The sequence below is a fragment of the Streptomyces viridochromogenes genome (assembly GCF_001270495.1).
Taxonomy (GTDB): domain Bacteria; phylum Actinomycetota; class Actinomycetes; order Streptomycetales; family Streptomycetaceae; genus Streptomyces; species Streptomyces viridochromogenes_A.
In genome coordinates this window covers 45,889-60,931 of record NZ_LGUR01000200.1, presented here as the reverse complement: position 1 = coordinate 60,931, position 15,043 = coordinate 45,889, and the positions used below count along the sequence as shown (strand labels likewise).

The window sequence follows — 15,043 nt, the reverse complement described above, 5'->3', positions numbered from 1 at the left end:
TCTGTGTCGCTGGGTACGTCCGCTAGTTGAGCCCGTTGTTGATGGCGGTCACCAGCTCACCGTTGCCGGTGTCACCGCTGAACTCCCAGAAGAACGCGCCGCCCAGACCCTGGTTCTTGGCCCAGGTCATCTTCCCGGCGATGGTCGACGGGGTGTCGTAGGACCACCAGTTGTTGCCGCAGTGGGCGTACGCCGTGCCGGCGATGGTGCCGCTCGCCGGGCAGGAGTTCTTCAGGACCTTGTAGTCCTCGATGCCCGCCTCGTAGGTGCCGGGAGCCGCGCCGGTCGCCGAGCCGCCCGGGGCGGACTGGGTGACGCCGGTCCAGCCGCGGCCGTAGAAGCCGATACCGAGCAGGAGCTTCTTGGACGGCACGCCCTTGGACTTGAGCTTGGCGATGGCGTCGGCGGAGTTGAAGCCCGCCTGCGGGATGCCCGCGTACGAGGTGAGCGGTGAGTGCGGGGCGGTCGGGCCGTCCGCGTCGAAGGCGCCGAAGTAGTCGTACGTCATCACGTTGTACCAGTCGAGGTGCTGGGCGGCGCCGCCGTAGTCGGCCGCGTCGATCTTGCCGCCGGAGGAGCCGTCGGCGGTGATGGCCGCGGTGACCAGGTAGTTCGAGCCGAATTCCGTGCGCAGCGCGGACATCAGGTTCCTGAAGGCCGCGGGGCCGGAGGTGTCGCAGGTCAGGCCGCAGGCGTTCGGGTACTCCCAGTCGATGTCGATGCCGTCGAAGACGTCGGCCCAGCGCGGGTCCTCGACCACGGCCTTGCAGGACTTGGCGAACGCGGCCGCGTTCTGCGCGGCCTGGCCGAAGCCGCCGGAGTAGGTCCAGCCGCCGAACGAGTACAGCACCTTGATGTGCGGGTACTTGGCCTTCAGCTGGCGCAGCTGGTTGAAGTTGCCGCGCAGCGGCTGGTCCCAGGTGTCGGCGGTGCCGCTGACGGACTGGTCGGCGGTGTAGGCCTTGTCGTAGGCGGCGTAGGTGTCGTCGACGGTGCACTGACCGTTCTTGACGTTGCCGAACGCGTAGTTGATGTGCGTGATCTTCGAGGCGGAGCCCGAGGTCACCAGGTTCTTGACGTGGTAGTTGCGGCCGTAGACGCCCCACTCGGTGAAGTAGCCGAGCTTGACCTTGTCGCCGGTGGGCGGCGGGTCGGTGGTGCCGCCGGTGGTGCGCACCGCGCGGGCGCCGCTGACCGGGCCGGTCTGGTCGGCGGTGTCGCGGGCCTGGACGCTGTAGGAGTAGTCGGTGCCGGCCGTCAGCCCGCTGTCGCTGTACGACGTGGTCGTCACGGTGGCGACCTTGGCGCCGTCGCGCAGGACGTCGTAGTTCTTGACGCCCTTGTCGTCGGTGGCGGCGCTCCAGGACAGTTTCACCGACGTGTTGGTGATGTCGGAGGCGGTGGGGGTGCCGGGGGCGGAGGGAGCCGTGTCCCCTGGGATGGTCCCGCCGTCGCAACTGCCGCCGTTCAGCTTGCAGTTGGAGGGCGAGCCGGAGCCGGCGCCGTTGAAGCCGAAGCTGACGGAGACGCCGGGGGCCAGGGTGCCGTTCCAGGACTTGTTCTTGGCGGTCCAGTGGGTGCCGGAGGAGGTGACGTCGGCGTCCCAGGCGGAGGTGACGGACGTACCGGAGGGAAAGTCCCACTCGACCGTCCAGGAGCTGAGGGAGGTCGTGCCGGTGTTCTTCACCGTCCACTTGCCCTCGAAGCCGGAGCCCCAGTCCTGGGTCTTGGCGTAGGTGGCGGTGGCGGATGTCGCGGCTTCGGCCGGGCTCGCGAGGCCGACCAGGCCCGCCAGCGGGAGCAGCAGGGTCGCGAACCCCGCCATGGCTCTGTGTCTGAAGCGCATGCTGCGCCTCCTCGGGGAGTTGGGGGCGTGACTGAGCCTTCACGCCCACGGTGCCGCGAGAATAGAAAGGTCTGGACCACGGGTCAATAGGTCTGGACCACTCTCGTATACGGCAGGCCCCGGACCCTAGATCCCCAACTCCTGCGCCAGTACGGCCGCTTGCACCCGGCTGCGCAGTTCGAGCTTCCCCAGCAGACGGCTGACGTGGGTCTTCACCGTCGCCTCGGCCATGTCGAGCCGGGCCGCGATGTCGGCGTTGGACAGGCCCTCGCCGAGGCACGACAGCACCTCGCGTTCGCGGCGCGTGAGACTGTCCAGCACGGACGGGTCGGCCGTCGGCTCCCGTACGGGCTTCGCGGCGAACTCGGCGATCAGGCGCCGGGTGACGGCCGGGGCGATGAGGCCCTCGCCGCGCGCCACCGTGCGCACCGCCGCCAGCAGGTCCTTGGCCTCGGTGTTCTTGAGCAGGAAGCCGGACGCCCCGGCGCGCAGTGCCCCGAACACGTACTCGTCGAGGTCGAAGGTGGTGAGTACGAGGACGTCGGCCAGCCGCTCCGCGACCACCTGCCGCGTCGCCGACACCCCGTCCAGGCGAGGCATCTGTACGTCCATCAGCACCAGGTCCGGCCGCAGTTCGCGTGCTATGGCCACCGCCTGCTCGCCGTCCGCCGCCTCGCCGACCACCTCGATGTCGGGCGCGCTGCGCAGGATGAGGACGAGCCCGGCGCGGACGGCGGACTGGTCCTCGGCGACGAGGACACGGATCATGCGTGGTCTCCTTCGGTCAGCGGCAGCGTGGCGCGTACCACCCAGATCTTGCCGTCCGCAGAGTCCGGGTCGCCGGCGGGACCGGCCTCGAACGCGCCGCCCAGCAGCTCGACCCGCTCCCGCATCCCGACCAGCCCGGCGCCGGAGCCGGGCGCGCGCGGCCCGTCACGGTCGCCGAACGGGCTGGTCACGGTGACGGTGAGGCAGCCCCCGCGCTGAGCGAGCGCGACCGTGACCCGGCCGGGGGAGGCGTGCTTGAGGGCGTTGGTCAGGGCCTCCTGGACGATGCGGTAGGCGGCGAGTTCGACCGGGGTGGGGACGCCGCGGGGTTCCGCGTCGAGGTGGACGTCGAGGCCGTTGGTGCGGGCGCCTTCGACCAGCGCGTCGAGGCCGTCGAGCGTGGGTGCGGCGACCGGCTCGGTGTCGCCGCTGGAGTCACGCAGGATGCCGATGAGCCGGCGCATCTCGGCAAGCCCTTCGACGCTGTTCTCACGGATGACCGCGAGGGCCTCCTGGGAGGTCTTCGGGTCGTCGAGGGAGAGCGCGGCCGTGGAGTGGATGGCGATGGCGGAGAGGTGGTTGGCGACCATGTCGTGCAACTCGCGTGCCATGCGGGCGCGTTCCGAGGTGATGGCCTGCGTGCGGTCCATCTCGGCCAGCAGCGCGGTCTGTTCGGCGCGCAGCCGGGCGGCCTCGGCGGCATCCCGGTGGTTGCGGACGATCCAGCCGGTGGAGGCGGGCGCGTACGCCACGACACCGACGACCACGCCGATCAGCAGCGCCTCCGGGACGCGCCACACCGCGAACGGCACCAGCGTTCCGGCCACCGTGAGCAGGCCGGTGATCCACTGGATCCGGCGGGCCGAGGCGAGCGGGCCGTAGAGCACGGCCGCGTAGACGAGGTCGGTGAACATCAGGACCGTGGCCAGGCTGCCCTGGGTGAAGACGTCCGCGCAGATCGCGGGCGTACCGATCAGCAGGGCCGAGCGGGGGGCCGCCCGGCGCAGCAGCTCGCAGCCGGCCATCACGGTGAGCGGCACCAGGATCGGCCAGGGGCCGTCGAAGAGCGTGATCGGGTCCCTGGCGGTCCGCGTGGCCAGGCCGATGCCCACCAGCAGCAGGCCGCCGAGCAGCCCGCCGATGGCGATGTACACGTCGAAACGGTGCGGGCGGGGGAGGGCCATGACTCCATCCAACACGGTGGCCGTGGCCGACGCCTGATTCCGGGGGAGGGTCCTGGACTGCATCTTTCGATGTACCGCGAGTTCGTCAGCGCCGACGACGAAAGCGGCGCATCCCGACGGGAGCCTGGAGGGGTGACCGATTCCGCTGTGAGGAGCGTGCCGTGATCGTCGCGTTGATCATCGCCTGCGAAGTGGGCTTCTGGGTGCTGCTGGCCCTGGGCCTCGCCGTCCGCTACCTGCTGAAGTGGCGCCGTACCAGCGTGGTGCTGCTGCTGTGCGAGCCGGTGCTGGAGCTGGTCCTGTTCGTCGCGACGGCGATCGACCTGAAGAACGGCGCCGAGCCGAGCTGGGAGCACGGCGTGGCGGCGCTCTACATCGGCTACACCGTCGCCTTCGGCCACTACACGATCCGCTGGCTCGACGGCCACGCCGCCCACCGCCTGGGCGGCGCCCCGCCCCCGCGGAAGCCGCCCCGCTACGGCCGCGCCCGCGCCCGGCACGAGGCGAAGCTGTGGCTACGGGCAGTGGTCGGGGGAGCGGTGGCCCTCGGGCTGCTCCAACTCGCGGTCTGGTACGTGGGCGACTCGGGGGACGTCAGCTCCCTGCGGGCCTTCCAGTGGGTGGCGATCCGCACGGTCGGCATCTACGGCCTGATCGCCCTGGGGTACTGGATCTGGCCGAAGAAGGCCCCCGCCGGCGCCGAGGAGGAGTCCCGGCTCACGGCTGACAAGGAGCATGTCCGGTCATGAGCCCGGCGACGAAAGCGGTGGGGGCTGCGTGGCTTTGCGGCTCCGCCGCTTGTGCGCGACCAGCCACGACGCACCTGCGGACGACAGCCGCCCGATTCGCGGCACCAGCACTCCCGCGGAGCGGCTAGCGTTCCCCGCCCGGCACCCACAGCACGTCCCCGACCGCCTTGTTCGCCGTCCTCGCCAGGATGAAGAGCAGGTCGGACAGGCGGTTGAGGTACGTCGCCGTCAGCGGGTTCATCACCTCGCCGTGCACCTCCAGCGCAGCCCACGTCGAGCGCTCCGCCCGGCGGACGACCGTGCAGGCCTGGTGCAGCAGGGCCGCACCCGGTGTACCCCCCGGCAGGATGAACGACCGCAGCTTCTCCAGCTGCTCGTTGAAGTGGTCGCAGTCCGCCTCCAGCTTGTCGATGTAGAACTGCTCGACCCGCAGCGGCGGGAACTCCGGGTTCTCCACCACCGGCGTCGACAGGTCCGCACCCACGTCGAACAGGTCGTTCTGCACCCGGGTGAGGACCTTGACGATCTCCTCCTCCAGCCCGCCCAGCGCGATCGCCGTGCCGATCACCGCGTTCGCCTCGTTGGCGTCGGCGTACGCCGAGATCCGCAGATCGGTCTTGGCGACCCGGCTCATGTCGCCGAGGGCGGTGGTGCCCTGGTCGCCGGTCCTGGTGTAGATGCGCGTCAGATTGACCATGTGGCCAGCGTAGTTACGCTCCGGCGGTTCGGAACACGCGTGTGCCGACTGTCACGGCCAGTGCGGTGAAGGCGAGCGCGACCAGGCCGCCGTACAGCATGTGCGCCGTCGCGTACGAGCCGACGTACGCGTCCCGCACCGCGTCCACCAGATAGCGGAACGGCACGAAGTGGGAGAGGACGTCCAGCCACGCGGGCCCCAGTGTCATCGGCAGCATCAGGCCCGACAGCAGCATCATCGGCATCGTCATGGCGTTGATCGCCGGGCCGAACTCCTGCGGGGTGCGCACCTTCATCGCGAGCGCGTACGACAGAGAGGCCAGCGACACCGTCAGCAGCGCGACGAACGCGAAGCCGATCAGGACGCCGGGCAGGGGCGCCCGCAGCCCCATCACCAGCGCGGCCAGTACCAGCAGCACCGCCTGGAAGACGAACACGGTGGCGTCGCGCAGCACCCGGCCCAGCAGCAGCGCCAGGCGGCTGACGGGCGTCACGCGCATGCGCTCCACCACCCCGTGGCCCTGCTCGATGATGATCGAGAAGCCCGCGAACGACGCCCCGAACAAGCCGAGTTGGAGCAGCAGTCCGGGCACCAGCACCTGCCACGAGCTGCCGCGCCCGCCGAGCGGCAGGTCGGTGAGAAGCGGGCCGAAGAAGAGCAGATAGAGCAGCGGCATCAGCACGCCGAAGAGCAGGGCGAAGCGGGAGCGCAGGGACTGACGGAGATAGCGGCCGTAGATGAGGGCCGTGTCGTGCAGCAGCATCAGAGGCGTCCTATACGGCTACGGGGGCGGCGTCGGCCGGCGCGGCACTGCGGCCGGTGACGGCTAGGAACGTGTCCTGGAGCGAGGCGTCGACCGAGCCGCCGTACTCCAGCTTCAGCGCGCTCGGGGTGCCCTCCGCCACGACCACGCCCCGGTCGACGACGACCAGACGGTCGGCGAGGGCGTCGGCCTCGTCGAGGTAGTGGGTGGTGAGGAAGACCGTGGTGCCGTGCTCGTCGCGCAGGCGCCGGATCAGGTCCCACAGGTCGGCCCGGCTGCCGGGGTCGAGGCCCGTCGTCGGCTCGTCGAGGAACAGGACCTGCGGGCGGTGCGTGAGCGCCATCGCGATGTCGAGGCGCCGCCGCTGGCCGCCGGAGAGGGTGCCGGCCTTGCGGTCGAGGAGGTCGGTGAGGCCCAGGTCCCGGGCCAACTCCCCGGCGCGCTCGTTCGCTTGGGTTTTCGGTAGGCGGTACAGGCGGCCCTGGGTGACCAGTTCCTCCCGCACGGTGATCTGCGGATCGACCCCGCCCGACTGGGCCACGTATCCGCACGCCCGCCGCACCCCTGCCGGGTCGTTCGCGAGATCGCGGCCGGCCACGGTGGCCGCGCCGCCGGTGGGCGCCAGCAGGGTCGTCAGCATCCGCAGGGTCGTCGTCTTGCCGGCCCCGTTCGGGCCCAGGAAGCCGAGGATCTCGCCCTCGCGGACGGTCAGGTCGATGCCGCGCACGGCCTCGACGGGGCCGAGCTTGGTCTGGAAGGTACGGGCCAGTCCGGCCGTACTGATGATGGGCATGACCCCAGAAAAACAGAGTCTCTTAAATTTTGCAATGGCTCCAAAATTTCAGCGGACCCAGCGAAGCTAGGATGAGGACCATGGCTGAGGGGCTCAGGGAGCGGAAGAAGCGTGAGACGAGGCAGCGGATCTCGGACATCGCCACCGGGCTGTTCCTGGAGCGCGGCTTCGTGACCGTGACCATCGCGGAGGTGGCGGAGGCCGCCGACGTCTCCGTGAACACCGTCTACAACTACTTCCCGGCGAAGGAGGACCTCTTCTTCGACCGCTCCGCCGGCGTCGTCGAGCAGCTTTCCCGCTGGGTGCGCGCCCGGGACGAGGGGGAGTCGGCCGCCCGGGCCGTGCTGCGGGAGATGCGCGCCGAGGCGGAGGCGGTCTCGCCCCGGCTCGGCCTCATGGAGGGCTACGACCGTTTCATGCGCGTCATCCACGAGGCGCCGCCGCTGCGCTCCCGGCTCTGGAGCCTCCAGCAGGAGATCCACGACCACCTCGAAGCGACCCTGCGCGAGGAGGCGGGCGCGTGTGCCGGCGACCCGCTTCCGGGCCTGATCGCCGGTCAGATCGCCTGGATCCATCAGACGGTTTTCGTCGCCGTCGGCCGCGAGATGCTCAAGGGGCGCAATCCGGGCGAAGTGTCACGCGAGATGCTCGTACTTCTCGACGACATCGAGGAGCTGTTGAGCGAGAAGGTGCTCAACTACGCCGTCCGAGGCGTGGAATGACCCGTGCCGGTGTGATGTCCGTCAGATGAGACGTGACTCGCGTTACTAACCGGTCACACAGTCCCTCACGAGCGCTAAGGTCCGCCGAAGAGGCAACCTAAACAGGGTGTAAGGCGTTTCAAAGGGGAGTCGCAACAGTGGCACGGAAGCTTGCCGTCATCGGCGCCGGCTTGATGGGTTCCGGGATCGCCCAGGTCTCCGCTCAGGCGGGGTGGGACGTCGTCCTCAGGGACGTCACCGACGAGGCTCTCAAGCGTGGCACCGACGGCATCAAGGCGTCGTACGACAAGTTCGTCAGCAAGGGCAAGCTGGAGGCGCACGACGCCGACGCCGCCCTCGCCCGTATCACCGCGACCACCGACCTGGACGCCGTCGCCGACGCGGACGTCGTCGTCGAGGCCGTCTTCGAGAAGCTCGAGGTCAAGCACGAGATCTTCCGCGCGCTCGACAAGATCGTGCGGGACGACACCGTCCTCGCCTCCAACACCTCCGCCATCCCGATCACCAAGATCGCGGCGGCCACCGAGCGCCCCGAGCGGGTCGTCGGTGTCCACTTCTTCTCGCCGGTGCCGATGATGCAGCTGTGCGAGCTGGTCCGCGGCTACAAGACGAGCGACGAAACCCTCGCCACCGCACGGGAGTTCGCCGAGTCCGTCGGCAAGACCTGCATCGTCGTCAACCGCGACGTCGCCGGCTTCGTGACGACCCGCCTCATCTCGGCCCTCGTCGTCGAGGCCGCCAAGCTGTACGAGTCGGGCGTCGCCACCGCCGAGGACATCGACCTCGCCTGCAAGCTGGGCTTCGGCCATGCCATGGGCCCGCTCGCCACCGCGGACCTCACCGGCGTCGACATCCTGCTGCACGCCACCAGCAACATCTACACCGAGTCCCAGGACGAGAAGTTCGCTCCGCCGGAGCTGATGCGCCGGATGGTGGACGCAGGTGACATCGGCCGTAAGAGCGGGCAAGGCTTTTACAGCTACTGAGGTTTCGTAGACCGTCGCACAGCCCCCGCGCCCATCACGCGATGGGGTGAATTCGGTATCGGTTCGCTTACAGACGGCAACCTCTGGCCGCTCAACGCAGTCAGAGGTTGCATCACCCGTCACAGCGAAGACTCATAGCAAACACAGGCACAGGCACAAGCACAGGCAACGCATCGCGGAGCACCAACGCACGCTTGGGGAGCGCATATGCACATCAGGGGCGACCACGCCGAACTGGTCGTCGGGGGCGTCCTCGACGTCCGCAGCGCGGCGGACGCCCGTACGGTCCTGCACTCGGCCGTCGACGACGGAGTCGGCGATCTGGTGCTCGACCTGTCCGAGCTGGACACCTGGGACGCCACCGGACTCGGGGTGATCATGGGGGCCCACCGGCGGGCCGGCCGCTGCGGCCGGCGCCTGGTGCTGCGCGGCGTGCCGCCGCAGATGCAGCGCCTGCTGGTGGCCACCCGGCTGCACCGGATCCTGGCGATCGAGGGCGGTATCGGGGTGGAGTCCCTGCCCCGGGTGTGACACCCGGCACCGGTGGGGCGGGACAGTCGGACGTTCCGGTTGCGAACCGTACGTCGCGCACAATCCTCACGAGACTGTGACGTCTCGGACGGCGCGGTACCCCGACCTGTCGTAGATACTGTGCAAAGGTTTAGGGTTCGGCTGCCCGCCGCCTAGACAAACCCCTTCGAGCGGGCCCGGACCAGAAGCGACAGCGCAGTGTGCAGCAAGGCCGGGAGGGGCTTGGCTTGGGCACACGACGCTTTTGGGGGGCTTGAACCTATGGACCCGAACAACCGGGGACCCGAGGAGTACGGCCATGACGGTGACGGCCAGTCGTCGCGCCATCGCCCGCCCAGGGACCCCCTCACACCCGACTTCGGACAGCACTCGCCCGCGCTCGCCCGCACGGTGCAGCTGGTCTCGGGCGACTTCCTGCTCACCGTCAACCCCGTCGACGGCAGCGAGATCGAGGTCTGCCCGCCGGCGGAGCGGCCGTCGCGGCCCGAGAAGCTGACCCCGGCCGAACGCGCCGAGGTCGACCGCGCCGCCAAGCCGCCCGTCCCACCCGGGCCGGCCCGTTCCGCCGAGCCGCTGCTCACCCGCCAGGACGAGCGCGAACAGCTGGTCCGGATGCTTGCCCGCGGCCGCTCCGTACGCCTGGTCGGTTCCGCCGGCGCCGGCCGCACCAGCCTCCTCGACCTCGTCGCCGAGGACTGCGCGGACCTCGCCCCCGACGGCGTGGTCCGGCTCACCGGCTTCCACCGCACGCCCACCGACCTCCTGTACGACCTCTTCCACGCCGTCTACAGCGCACCCCTGCACCGTCCGGATCAGGACGACCTGCTCGCCCTCGTGCGTGAGATCGGCGCGGTCGTCGTCGTGGACGACCTCGAATTCGGCGGTGCCGCGCTCGACGAACTGCTGGACGCGACCCCCGAGTGCGCGTTCCTGCTCGGCGCCACGCCCGACGTGCCCGTGCCGTCCGTCGACTCCGGCGTCGAGGAGGTCGCCCTCGGCGGCCTCGACCGTGCCGCGAGCGTGGAGCTCCTGGAGCGCCGGATCGGCCGGGTCCTCACCGAGGACGAGGCGAACTGGGCGGGCGACCTGTGGTTCGAGTCGGAGGGCCTGCCGCTGCGGTTCGTCCAGGCCGGGGCCCTGCTGCGGCAGCGGGACCGGCTGCGGGCCGGCGCGGACGCCGTAGACGAGTACGGGGTCTTCGAGGACACACCGCCGCAGGACGCGCCTGTCGACGCGGCGTACGGCGGTACCGAGGCCCGGGGCGAGGAGACACCCCTGCCGTCGCTCGGCGAGGCCGCCGGACCCGCGCCGCTGCTCGCCTCACGGCTCAGCGCCTCGGCCCGCGCCACCCTGACGTTCGCCGTGGCGCTCGGCGGCGAGGTGCCGCACCAGGCGCATCTGCCCGCGCTGGTCGGTGACACCCACGCGGACGCCGCCCTGGGCGAGCTGGCCGACTGCGGGCTGGTCTCGCCGGTCGGCTCCCGCTACCGGCTCGCCGCGGGCGTACAGGCGCAGCTGGCGGCCGCCGGCTACGCCGAGGACATCCGCGGCAGCGCCCTCACCGCCGCACGCCACTACGCCTGGTGGGCCGGGCACCCCTCGGTCACGCCGGAGCGCGTGTGCGCCGAGGCGGACGCCGTGCTCGCCGCGCTGGGCGTGCTCGTGCCGGGTACGACGCCGCCCGCCGAGGACGAGGAGAGCCCGACCGTGCGGCTGGCCCGCACCGCGGGGCCCGCGTTCGCGGCCGGGCTGCACTGGAGCGCCTGGGAGCGCGCGCTGCGGGCGGGCGCCGAGGCCGCTCGCCTGGCCGGTGACGTCACCGAACAGGCCTACTTCCACCACGAGTTGGGCATCCTCGCGCTCTGCGGCGGCCAGCTGGACCGGGCCCGTGCCGAGCTGGAGACCTCCATCGGCCTGCGCGGAGCCCTCGCCGACAAGCGCGGCACGGTCGCGGGCCGCCGCGCCCTCGCGCTGGTCTCGGACCGCTCCGGTACGACGCCGGGGTTGGTCGCGTTCGGTGCGACGGCGGGGGAGGAGGTGCCGGACGCGCGGTACGAGGAGTCGCAGTCGCCGCCGGGAGGAGTGCCGGCCGCGGCGTTCCCGCCGGGCGGGGACGGCACGACCCTGGTCACCCACCGGGCCTCGTCGACGGCCTCGCCGTCGTCCTCGGCGCCCTCGCACAAGGGCCGTGGCGGCGTCCGGGGCTTCGCGCGGCGCAACCTCGTCGCGGCCGGCTCGGGCGCCCTGCTCGTGGCCGTGCTCGGCACGGTGGTGACGCTCGGCGCCACGTCCGACAACGACCCCAACAGCCCGGCCACCCAGGTCGGCGTGAACCCGTCCGCCAGCCAGGGCATCGGCGACGACAGCATCGGCGCCGACAAGGCGGAGGGCGACGACGGCAAGGGATCCGGCGACACCGGCACGGCCACGAGCCGCCCGACCGACCCGGGCCCCGACGGGACGTACGGCACGTCGGACGACCCGACGCCGACGGACGGCGCGACGGAGCCGTCGGACGACCCGAGCGGGACGCAGGGGTCCGGGGGCCGGCCGACCGACCCGACGGATGACCCGACGAAGCCGACGACCAGCCCGACGAAGCCGACGACCAGCCCGACGAAGCCGACGACCACCCCGACGGATCCGACGGACGACCCGACGCCCACCGACGATCCGACGCCGACGGACGATCCGACCGACGACCCCACGGACCAGCCGACGGATCCGCCGTCCACCTCGACCTCGGCCAGCAGCTCGACCTCCGCCACGCCGACCGAGGCCGGCAGCTCCGCGAGCGCCCCGCAGAGCACGGACGACGGCACGCCCAGCACCAGCTCGGACGCCGTGATCTGACGCCCGCTGCGGGACAAGCCGGGAGACAAGAGGGCCGGGTCCGTTCTCAGGACCCGGCCCTCACCGTCGTACAACCGCAAACCGCAAACCGCCGACTGCCGAGAAGGGCGCGTCAGAAGAGCCGCAGCTTGTCGTCCTCGATCCCGCGCATGGCGTCGTAGTCCAGCACCTGGCAGCCGATCCCGCGGTCCGTCGCGAGGACGCGGGCCTGGGGCTTGATCTCCTGGGCCGCGAAGATGCCGCGGACCGGGGCGAGGTGGGGATCGCGGTTCAGCAGCTCCAGGTAGCGGGTGAGTTGCTCCACGCCGTCGATCTCGCCGCGGCGCTTGATCTCGACCGCGACGGTCCGGCCCTCGGCGTCCCGGCACAGGATGTCGACCGGGCCGATGGCCGTCATGTACTCGCGGCGGATGAGTGTGTAGCCCTCGCCGAGGGTCTCGATGCGGTCGGCCAGGAGCTCCTGGAGGTGCGCTTCCACGCCGTCCTTGATCAGGCCGGGGTCCACGCCGAGTTCATGGGAGGAGTCGTGGAGGATCTCCTCCATCGTGATGATGAGCTTCTCGCCCCCCTTGTTGGTGACCGTCCAGACGTCCTTCTGCTCGCCGTCACCCTCCTTCAGGGTGCAGGGCGGCGACATCCAGTTCAGGGGTTTGTAGGCCCGGTCGTCCGCGTGGATCGAGACGCTGCCATCCGCCTTGACCAGGATCAGACGGGGCGCCGAGGGCAGGTGGGCGGTGAGCCGGCCCGCGTAGTCGACGGAGCATCGGGCAATGACGAGACGCATGGTCCGCAACGCTACTCGACGGGTCCCGGTCGACGCGATTCGCCCTGGGGGAGTCCGTATGACCCCGGACTGCCCCTGTTCATTTCTGGCCGATTGTGCGCCTAACGAGGACTGCCCATGTACGCATTCTCCTGGTGCCGTCACCGTCTGTTGCCTACCGTATTAAACGGGAGGTCGCGATGCGTGTACGCAGAGTGTTCGGTATCGCGAACTCCCCTATCTGTCAGGCAACCCCCGCTGTTTGGGGGTGCGAGAGGAGAACCCATGTCGCTCGACGTCTCACCGGCCCTACTCGAACAGGCCGAGCGAGGCGAGGTCGACGAAGCAGCCTTCGTCGACTGCGTCCGGACCTCCCTGCCCTATGCGTGGGAGATGATCAGCTCCCTGGTGGCCCAGCTGAAGGTCGACGGCGGTCAGTTCGCCGACAACCAGACGCCCCCGCCGGACGAGCAGGCACGTGGCCAGTTGCTGCGTGCGCTTGCGAGTGACGCGATACGCGGCGCGCTGCAGCGGCACTTCGGGGTGCGACTGGCCTTCCAGAACTGCCACCGGGTGGCGGTGTTCCCGCTTGACGCCTCGGTCGACGAGACGCATGCCCGCTTCACCTCGGTGCGCAGCCAGCTGCTGAACCAGTCCCCGGAATTCAGGGACTGCTGACGCGGTAAGCCGCTTGCTTGCCGCTCCGTACGCGGGAGGTGCGATCAGTACGGGGCGGCAAGTCCCCGGCGGTACCGGCCGTCGATCCGCGACCGGGCGATTCAGCCGAGGTGCGGCAGCACTTCGGCGCCCAGCCGTCGTACGTTCTCCTCGGTCGCCGCCAGGTCGCCCGAGCCCTCCACGAGCAGGGCGAAACGGGAGATACCGGTCCGTTCGCTGGTCGCCGCCAGGCGGTCGGCGCACAGGCGCGGGGTGCCGACCGGGTGCAGTCCGCAGAGCAGTTCGGTGTACGCCAGCGGGTCGCGCATCGCGCGATGGCGGCCGTCCACCGTCACATGGGCCTCCAGGCCCTGGCGGAGCCAGCCCGGCATCGCCTTCGTCAGCGTCTCCACCGCGTCCGTGCGCCGGTCCGCGATCTGGCAGACCCCGGCCGACACATGGGCCGCGCCGCGGATCTCGTCCGGCGACCGCCCGGCCGCACGCGCGTGCTCCCGCCACAGGGCGACCATCTCGGCCTTCTCCTCGTCGCCCACATGCATCCCGAGCAGCATCGACAGCCCGCGCTCGGCGGCCAGGCGCACGCTCTGCGGAGACGTACACGCGACGACGACCTCGGGCCCCTCGGCGTCCGTGAGGCACTCCGACGGCCGCGGTACGACGGGGACTTCGCGGAAGTCGAACTGCTCGCCGGCGGACGCGACCGAGGGCTCGCGCAGCCAGCGCAGCAGCAGATCGAGCGATTCGGGGAACCCCTGCTCGTACGCCTTGAGACCCGAGCCGAAGACCTCCAGGTCGACCCATGGCCCACCGCGCCCCACACCCAGCGAGAACCGTCCGCCGGAGGTGATGTGCAGCAGTGCGGCCTGTTCGCCGAGGGCCACCGGGTGGGCGGTGGGCAGCACGCTGACCGCGGTGCCGACCCTCAGTCGCCGGGTACGGCCGAGCAGCAGGGCGGCCAGGGTGATCGCGGACGGACAGGTGCCGTACGGCACGAAGTGGTGCTCGGCCACCCAGGCCGTGTCGAGCCCTGCTTCCTCGGCGACCTCGGCGGAGCGGACGGCGCGGTGCAGCGCCTCCCCCTCGCCCTGTCCCGGGAACCGGGCCGCCAACACGAAACTTCCTACGTGCATTGACTTTTCCTGCTTCCTTGGCTCCGACGCGGAGCTCCCCCACCCGGCATAACCGTCTGACACGTGCCGAGGACACGGCTTGACGAAGAGATTTGCGGATTGTCTGCAGAATCGATCGTCGGCGTGGGGGACTTGTGGGGGTTGGTGCCGCACGAGTACCCGTGTCCGCGCCGCGTAGGCTGGACATGCCCCCTGCATCCTGTATAGCCCCGTGAGGTGTTCCGTGTCCCCGCGTCGCAACCGACCCAAGGGAGTCGGCTCGTCCGGAAACAGCGCCGAGGACGACCGTTCCGGCCGCTACGGCGGCTGGCAGTCCACGGAGAACTGGCAGGGCGAGGAGTGGAACGTACGGCATGTGGCGGGCGCCAGCGCGCAGGGCAAGGCGTACCGCTGCCCCGGCTGCGACCAGCTGATCCCGGACGGCGTCCCGCACGTCGTCGCCTGGCCGGACCACTCGGGCGTCGACGACCGCAGGCACTGGCACAAGGCGTGCTGGAACGCGAAGGACCGCCGCACCACGCGGGTGCAGCGGTCCCGTAACGCGCCGAAGTTCTAGGCCGGACACGGCCTAGCCGGAAAC

At 70.7% G+C, this 15,043-nt stretch carries 15 protein-coding genes; 7 read left to right on the top strand and 8 right to left on the bottom strand.

Annotated features, from left to right (window positions below; all coding sequences use genetic code 11):
• Window positions 1–22: 22 nt before the first annotated feature.
• The 3 genes from ADK36_RS22680 to ADK36_RS22670 form a co-directional block, all read right to left on the bottom strand.
• Entirely contained in the window at window positions 23–1,846 is a 1,824-nt protein-coding gene (locus ADK36_RS22680) for a glycoside hydrolase family 18 chitinase (protein WP_053198771.1), read from the bottom strand.
• 126 nt (window positions 1,847–1,972) lie between these two features.
• Window positions 1,973–2,614, bottom strand: a complete 642-nt coding sequence (locus ADK36_RS22675) for a response regulator (RefSeq protein WP_053198769.1) — start codon at window positions 2,612–2,614, stop codon at window positions 1,973–1,975.
• Window positions 2,611–3,798: a sensor histidine kinase gene (locus ADK36_RS22670; RefSeq protein ID WP_053198768.1), complete on the bottom strand. Its 1,188-nt coding sequence runs from the start codon at window positions 3,796–3,798 to the stop codon at window positions 2,611–2,613. Before ADK36_RS22670 ends, ADK36_RS22675 begins: the two co-directional genes overlap by 4 nt.
• Before the next feature lie 161 nt (window positions 3,799–3,959).
• Between ADK36_RS22670 and ADK36_RS22665 the strand changes: the two genes are divergently transcribed.
• The gene (locus tag ADK36_RS22665) at window positions 3,960–4,547 is read left to right on the top strand and encodes a hypothetical protein (protein ID WP_048582929.1); all 588 of its coding nucleotides are present in this window, start codon (window positions 3,960–3,962) and stop codon (window positions 4,545–4,547) included.
• A 124-nt stretch (window positions 4,548–4,671) separates the two neighbouring features.
• Here ADK36_RS22665 and ADK36_RS22660 read toward each other — a convergent pair whose 3' ends face one another.
• The 3 genes from ADK36_RS22660 to ADK36_RS22650 are packed head-to-tail and all read right to left on the bottom strand — an operon-like array spanning window position 4,672 to window position 6,800.
• Window positions 4,672–5,244, bottom strand: a complete 573-nt coding sequence (locus ADK36_RS22660; RefSeq protein ID WP_048582928.1) for a cob(I)yrinic acid a,c-diamide adenosyltransferase — start codon at window positions 5,242–5,244, stop codon at window positions 4,672–4,674.
• Between the two features lie 13 nt (window positions 5,245–5,257).
• Window positions 5,258–6,007: an ABC transporter permease gene (locus ADK36_RS22655; RefSeq protein ID WP_048582927.1), complete on the bottom strand. Its 750-nt coding sequence runs from the start codon at window positions 6,005–6,007 to the stop codon at window positions 5,258–5,260.
• Between the two features lie 10 nt (window positions 6,008–6,017).
• Entirely contained in the window at window positions 6,018–6,800 is a 783-nt protein-coding gene (locus tag ADK36_RS22650) for an ABC transporter ATP-binding protein (protein WP_053198766.1), read from the bottom strand.
• Window positions 6,801–6,880: 80 nt separating this feature from the next.
• Here ADK36_RS22650 and ADK36_RS22645 point away from each other — a divergent pair, with 80 nt between their 5' ends.
• The 4 genes from ADK36_RS22645 to ADK36_RS22630 all read left to right on the top strand — a co-directional run bounded on the left by ADK36_RS22645 (window position 6,881) and on the right by ADK36_RS22630 (window position 11,892).
• Window positions 6,881–7,522: a TetR/AcrR family transcriptional regulator gene (locus tag ADK36_RS22645; RefSeq protein ID WP_048582925.1), complete on the top strand. Its 642-nt coding sequence runs from the start codon at window positions 6,881–6,883 to the stop codon at window positions 7,520–7,522.
• A 137-nt stretch (window positions 7,523–7,659) separates the two neighbouring features.
• A complete protein-coding gene (locus ADK36_RS22640; RefSeq protein WP_048582924.1) occupies window positions 7,660–8,508 on the top strand; it encodes a 3-hydroxyacyl-CoA dehydrogenase family protein in 849 nt (282 codons plus the stop codon).
• A gap of 207 nt (window positions 8,509–8,715) precedes the next feature.
• Window positions 8,716–9,039: an STAS domain-containing protein gene (locus ADK36_RS22635; protein ID WP_048582923.1), complete on the top strand. Its 324-nt coding sequence runs from the start codon at window positions 8,716–8,718 to the stop codon at window positions 9,037–9,039.
• Window positions 9,040–9,300: 261 nt separating this feature from the next.
• Window positions 9,301–11,892, top strand: a complete 2,592-nt coding sequence (locus ADK36_RS22630; RefSeq protein WP_048582922.1) for an ATP-binding protein — start codon at window positions 9,301–9,303, stop codon at window positions 11,890–11,892.
• 112 nt (window positions 11,893–12,004) lie between these two features.
• Here the strand turns inward: ADK36_RS22630 and nucS are convergent, their stop codons facing one another.
• On the bottom strand, window positions 12,005–12,676 hold the full coding sequence (gene nucS / locus ADK36_RS22625; protein WP_048582921.1) for an endonuclease NucS: 672 nt from the start codon (window positions 12,674–12,676) through the stop codon (window positions 12,005–12,007).
• Between the two features lie 264 nt (window positions 12,677–12,940).
• Between nucS and ADK36_RS22620 the strand changes: the two genes are divergently transcribed.
• Entirely contained in the window at window positions 12,941–13,333 is a 393-nt protein-coding gene (locus tag ADK36_RS22620; protein ID WP_048582920.1) for an SCO5389 family protein, read from the top strand.
• A 101-nt stretch (window positions 13,334–13,434) separates the two neighbouring features.
• Here ADK36_RS22620 and ADK36_RS22615 read toward each other — a convergent pair whose 3' ends face one another.
• Window positions 13,435–14,463 carry an LLM class flavin-dependent oxidoreductase gene (locus ADK36_RS22615; RefSeq protein ID WP_048582919.1) on the bottom strand — a complete coding sequence of 343 codons (1,029 nt, stop codon included), beginning with the start codon at window positions 14,461–14,463 and terminating at the stop codon, window positions 13,435–13,437.
• Between the two features lie 223 nt (window positions 14,464–14,686).
• Between ADK36_RS22615 and ADK36_RS22610 the strand changes: the two genes are divergently transcribed.
• The gene (locus tag ADK36_RS22610) at window positions 14,687–15,019 is read left to right on the top strand and encodes a hypothetical protein (protein ID WP_048582918.1); all 333 of its coding nucleotides are present in this window, start codon (window positions 14,687–14,689) and stop codon (window positions 15,017–15,019) included.
• Window positions 15,020–15,043: the final 24 nt, after the last annotated feature.

What these genes read in the sequence shown, in the direction of transcription:
- nucS (WP_048582921.1), bottom strand. Translation starts at nt 12,676, where the DNA reads ATGCGTCTCGTCATTGCCCGATGCTCCGTCGACTACGCGGGCCGGCTC.
- ADK36_RS22620 (WP_048582920.1), top strand. Translation starts at nt 12,941, where the DNA reads ATGTCGCTCGACGTCTCACCGGCCCTACTCGAACAGGCCGAGCGAGGC.
- ADK36_RS22660 (WP_048582928.1), bottom strand. Translation starts at nt 5,244, where the DNA reads ATGGTCAATCTGACGCGCATCTACACCAGGACCGGCGACCAGGGCACC.
- ADK36_RS22670 (WP_053198768.1), bottom strand. Translation starts at nt 3,798, where the DNA reads ATGGCCCTCCCCCGCCCGCACCGTTTCGACGTGTACATCGCCATCGGC.
- ADK36_RS22680 (WP_053198771.1), bottom strand. Translation starts at nt 1,846, where the DNA reads ATGCGCTTCAGACACAGAGCCATGGCGGGGTTCGCGACCCTGCTGCTC.
- ADK36_RS22655 (WP_048582927.1), bottom strand. Translation starts at nt 6,007, where the DNA reads ATGCTGCTGCACGACACGGCCCTCATCTACGGCCGCTATCTCCGTCAG.
- ADK36_RS22650 (WP_053198766.1), bottom strand. Translation starts at nt 6,800, where the DNA reads ATGCCCATCATCAGTACGGCCGGACTGGCCCGTACCTTCCAGACCAAG.
- ADK36_RS22635 (WP_048582923.1), top strand. Translation starts at nt 8,716, where the DNA reads ATGCACATCAGGGGCGACCACGCCGAACTGGTCGTCGGGGGCGTCCTC.
- ADK36_RS22630 (WP_048582922.1), top strand. Translation starts at nt 9,301, where the DNA reads ATGGACCCGAACAACCGGGGACCCGAGGAGTACGGCCATGACGGTGAC.
- ADK36_RS22645 (WP_048582925.1), top strand. Translation starts at nt 6,881, where the DNA reads ATGGCTGAGGGGCTCAGGGAGCGGAAGAAGCGTGAGACGAGGCAGCGG.
- ADK36_RS22675 (WP_053198769.1), bottom strand. Translation starts at nt 2,614, where the DNA reads ATGATCCGTGTCCTCGTCGCCGAGGACCAGTCCGCCGTCCGCGCCGGG.
- ADK36_RS22615 (WP_048582919.1), bottom strand. Translation starts at nt 14,463, where the DNA reads ATGCACGTAGGAAGTTTCGTGTTGGCGGCCCGGTTCCCGGGACAGGGC.